The 4,234-nt window shown below is 65.8% G+C and carries 5 protein-coding genes; 3 read left to right on the forward strand and 2 right to left on the reverse strand.

Translation table 11 applies throughout. The annotated features are described in order from the left end of the window. The coding region (locus tag ACXJKH_RS16125) for a hypothetical protein (protein ID WP_457320805.1) at nucleotides 1-508 on the forward strand (508 nt) is incomplete at its 5' end. A gap of 104 nt (nucleotides 509-612) precedes the next feature. On the opposite strand, the gene ACXJKH_RS16130 is transcribed toward ACXJKH_RS16125, so the two are convergent. Together ACXJKH_RS16130 and ACXJKH_RS16135 are read right to left on the reverse strand one after the other, a co-directional pair. Further along, nucleotides 613-1,527 carry an MBL fold metallo-hydrolase gene (locus ACXJKH_RS16130; RefSeq protein ID WP_457320807.1) on the reverse strand — a complete coding sequence of 305 codons (915 nt, stop codon included), beginning with the start codon at nucleotides 1,525-1,527 and terminating at the stop codon, nucleotides 613-615. A gap of 105 nt (nucleotides 1,528-1,632) precedes the next feature. Further along, entirely contained in the window at nucleotides 1,633-2,271 is a 639-nt protein-coding gene (locus tag ACXJKH_RS16135) for an NAD(P)-dependent oxidoreductase (protein WP_457320809.1), read from the reverse strand. Between the two features lie 97 nt (nucleotides 2,272-2,368). On the opposite strand from ACXJKH_RS16135, the gene ACXJKH_RS16140 reads away from it, so the two are divergent. Together ACXJKH_RS16140 and gph are read left to right on the forward strand one after the other, a co-directional pair. After that, on the forward strand, nucleotides 2,369-3,271 hold the full coding sequence (locus ACXJKH_RS16140) for a LysR family transcriptional regulator (RefSeq protein ID WP_457320811.1): 903 nt from the start codon (nucleotides 2,369-2,371) through the stop codon (nucleotides 3,269-3,271). Nucleotides 3,272-3,444: 173 nt separating this feature from the next. Beyond that, on the forward strand, nucleotides 3,445-4,119 hold the full coding sequence (gene gph / locus ACXJKH_RS16145; protein WP_457320813.1) for a phosphoglycolate phosphatase: 675 nt from the start codon (nucleotides 3,445-3,447) through the stop codon (nucleotides 4,117-4,119). Nucleotides 4,120-4,234: the final 115 nt, after the last annotated feature.

Below are 4,234 nucleotides of genomic sequence, written 5' to 3' on the forward strand. Positions count from 1 at the left end.
TGCGGGACACGCCGTGAATCCATCCCTGGAGGCTCGCGTGCGCCATCCATGGCGCACGACGGTCCCGCAGCCCCACCCACGCCACCCTTCGATACCGTGTCGGTGGGCAGGGGAAGTAAAACTGCCACTGCAACTGCAACTGCAACTGCAACTGCAACTGCAAGGAGCATTACTCTGTTTTGCGGCGCGGCATTTTGCTTCACGGCGGGGTTGGATCCGGATCGACCGCCGACCGAGCTTCATCATCTGGTGGGGGCATGACCTGCGAATGATGCGATGCCTCATTGCTGGCATTTTGCTTCGCAATCGGTTCGTATCCCAATCGACCAACGACCGTGTTTCAACATCCGGTGGTGGCATGACCCACGAACAACATCCCGCGTCACCACTACGACATTGCATGACCGCGGTAGGGTCGCATCCCGATCGACTGCTGGCTGTGTTTCAACATCCGGTGGTGGCATGGCAAACGAACAACATCCCGCGTCACCACGACGACAGTGCATGACCACGGTAGGGTCGCATCCCGATCGACCGCTGGCCGTGTTTCAACATCCGGTGATGGCATGACCCACGACCAACGCGGGGTTTCTGCACCACCTCAATGCACCGTTACGGCCACTGCATTTCACCCTTGGCGACTTTGGCACTCACCTCCAACGAACTGACGCCCTGCAGGGTGGGGTAGCGTTTTTTCATCGCGGCAATCAACGCATCGGCGTTGCGGCTGCGTGCGGTTTCTTCGTCGAAGGCGCGGAGGTAGGCGGCGGTGAAATCGAGGGCGCTGCTGTCCAGTGTCGCGCCGCTGGCGTAGTGGCCGGGGATGACGCGGGTGGGTTTGAGGGCCTTGATGGTGGCCAGGGTGGTGAGCCAATCGGCATGCGACTGCGCGCTCTGGGTGTCGGCCATCCAGACATGTTCGCCGGCGACGATGGGAATGCCGCCGAGGACGGTGCGCAGGGTGGGTATCCAGACGACCGTGCGGTCCGGGGTCGGACCGTCGAGGCCGATGATCCGTAGTGGCTGGCCTTCGAGGGTGAGGGTGTTGCCGTCCAGGACCTGCGGGATGACGATGCGTGCGGGTTTGTCAGCGCCCATCTGCGGTCCCCAGTAGGCGAGCTTCCCAACCTGGGTGGCGGTGATGTGGGCGACGGTCTGCGCGGTGGCGACGATGCGGGCGTCGGGGAAGGCGTCCTGCAGGGTGGCCAGGCCGAAGTAGTAGTCCGGGTCGCCGTGGCTGATGTAGATGGTGGTCAGGCGCTTGCCGGAGGCGCGGATGCGCTGGACCAGTTGGGCGGCGTCGGAGGCAGCGAACTGGGCGTCGATCAGCACGGCGTCGTGCTGGCCGGTGATSAGGTTGGAGGCCACCGAGAACAGCGCCTCGTCACCGGGATGGTAGGGCTGCACGTGCAGTGCATGCGCCTGGACGGCTGCAGGGGCGGCCTGGCTGGCGGCGGGTGCGGTCACGCCAAGCGCCGTGCCGATGGCCAGCGCAAGCGCCAAAGTGGCGCGCGAGAAGTTCGGCATTTCACTAATTCCTGTGCGGTGCGGCCCCGGCATCACGCCGGGGCCCGGTAGAGCCGAGCCATGCTCGGCTGCTCTGTCCGTGCCAACCAAGGGCCGGCGGCTGCGTCAATACGCGGCCGTGGCAATCTGCCGCACGTACTGCGGCGTCTCGATCTCACTGACGAACGCATCGGCGTAGTCGGCATAGCTGATCCGGCTGTGGCCGTCGGCGGCCACCAGGAAGTTCTTCGCCTGGGTGCGGAAGCCGCCGCGCTGCGGACCCGGGCCGATTTCGGCGGCGGGGGAATAGAACGTCCAGTCGAGGTCATCGACGGCCTGCAGCTGCTTGAGCGTTTCGCGCGCGGCCAGGGCGACCGGCTTGTAGGCGTCCGGGAAGCCCTCGGTATCCACCAGCTGCACGCCGGGGGCCACTTCCAGGCTGCCGGCGCCGCCGACCATGATGAAGCGCGGCACGCCGGCCTGGCGCGCGGCCTTGACCAGCTCGGCAGAGACGCTGGTCACCGTGCCGGGGGCATCGCCCGGGCGCGGGCCGAAGGCGCTGGCCAGCACGTCGTGACCGGCGATCACGGCGGCCAGGGCGTCGGTATCGTCCAGCGCGGCGACGGCGAGCTGGGCGCCGTCCAGTTCGGTCGGCAGGTCGTTTTCACGGCGCACGATGGCGGTGACCTGATGGCCACGGGCGAGGGCCTGACGGGCGATTTCACGACCGATGTTGCCGGTGGCACCAACGAGGGCAATCTTCATGGGGGCGGATCCGTTGAGGAAGGAAGGCCAGCGTATGCGCCTTAAATCGTCCGAAAAACCGCGTATAACGGTCTAATTTGTTGCATGGATCGATCAGATGGACCGTATGACAGCCATGAACGTGTTCGTGGAGGTGGTCGAGCGCGGCAGCCTCACCGCCGCTGCCGAGGCGCTGGAGATGTCGCGTGCCATGGTCACCCGCTACCTGGCCGAGGTGGAGCGGTGGCTGGGCGCGCGGTTGCTGCACCGGACCACGCGCCGGATCAGCCTGACCGCGCCCGGCGAGGCCGCGCTGCTGCGCTTCCGGCAGATGCTGGCGATCGGCGATGAGTTGCACGGCGAGCTGGCCACCGACAATCCCGAACCGCACGGGTTGATCCGGGTTACGGCCAGCGTGTCGTTCGGGCAGATCCACCTGGCGGCGGCGGTGGCCGATTTCGTCAAGCGCCATCCACTGACCCGGGTCGAACTGCTGCTGGTGGACCGGGTGGTCAACCTGGTCGAAGAACGCGTGGATATCGCCGTGCGCATTTCGCGCGCGATCGATCCGGCGCTGATCGCGCGCTGGTTGGCGCCCTGTCGTTCCGTGCTGTGCGCAGCGCCGTCGTACCTGGCCGAGCGGGGCACGCCGACCACTGCCGACGAACTGGCCGGGCACAACTGCCTGACCCACCACTACGTTGGCAAAAGCGTCTGGCATCTGCAGCGCGACGGACGTGCGATCGCCGTAGCGGTAGGCGGCAACATCAGCGCCAACGAAGCCTCGCTGCTGCTCGAAGCGGTGCGTGCCGGTGCAGGCATCGCGATGCTGCCGACCTACCAGATTGCCCCGCTGCTGCGCAGTGGCGAACTTGTTGAAGTGCTGCCCGAGTACGACGTGGAAGGCCTGGGCATCCATGCGGTCTACGCGTCGCGCCGGCAGCTGCCGACGATCATGCGCAGCTTCCTGGATTTCCTGGTGGAACGCTTTGCCAGTCCGACGTTCCTGGCGCAGCTGTAAACGCAGCCCCGGTAGAGCCGACCGTTGGTCGGCTGCATGCGGCCACTGCGGTTGCAGTTGCACGACGTGCTGATGCGCGGTTGCCGGTTCAAGTGCAGCCGACCAACGGTCGGCTCTACCGGGGCGTGCATCGGCATCACACACGCACCTACGTACAATGGCGCTTCCCTGCTGTGGAAGTGAGCATTGCCTTGTCGTATCCGTATCCGTATCCGTTGGTGGTGTTTGATCTGGATGGCACGCTGGTGGACAGCGCGGCCGATATTGCCGAGGCGTTGAACCGCACGCTGCAGGACTGGCAGTTGCCGCGCGTGCCGGAGGCGACGGTGTTGACCTGGATCGGCGATGGGGTGCGCCGGCTGGTGGAACAGGCGTTCACTGCGGCAGGCAGTAACGTGGATCTGGATGCGGTGATGCCCGGTTTCATGCGTCACTACGAGGCCTGTCTGCTGCGTAGCCCGCGTCTGTTCGACGGGGTAGAAGCGGCGTTGCAGGGTCTGCGCGCGCGCGAGGTTCCCATGGCCATCTGCACGAACAAGCCCTCGGCCCTGGTGGCGCCGCTGCTGCAGCATTTCGGGCTGCAGGATGTTTTCGCGCTGGTGCTCGGCGGTGATTCGCTGCCTGAGCGCWAGCCCAGTGGCGCGCCACTGCGGCATATTGCCGCGCACTTCGGCATCGCGCCGGACGCGGCGTTGATGGTGGGCGATTCGATCACCGATTACCGCGCGGCGGTGGATGCACGCATGCCGGTGGCGCTGGTCCGTTACGGCTATCCGCGTGGACTCGACCTGGACACCGTCGAGGCCGTGGCAGTGATGGATGATCTTCGGGAACTGCTGGCGCTGTAACGTTGGTGGAGCATTGGTCCAAGGGGTGTGGGTGGGGCTGTGTGACGGCCAATGGTTGGCATGTTTTGCTATTTGAAGGCCACTGGCCCGCTGTCTTGGGTGGCGGGTGAGGGGG

This window comes from Stenotrophomonas sp. P5_B8 (assembly GCF_054049855.1).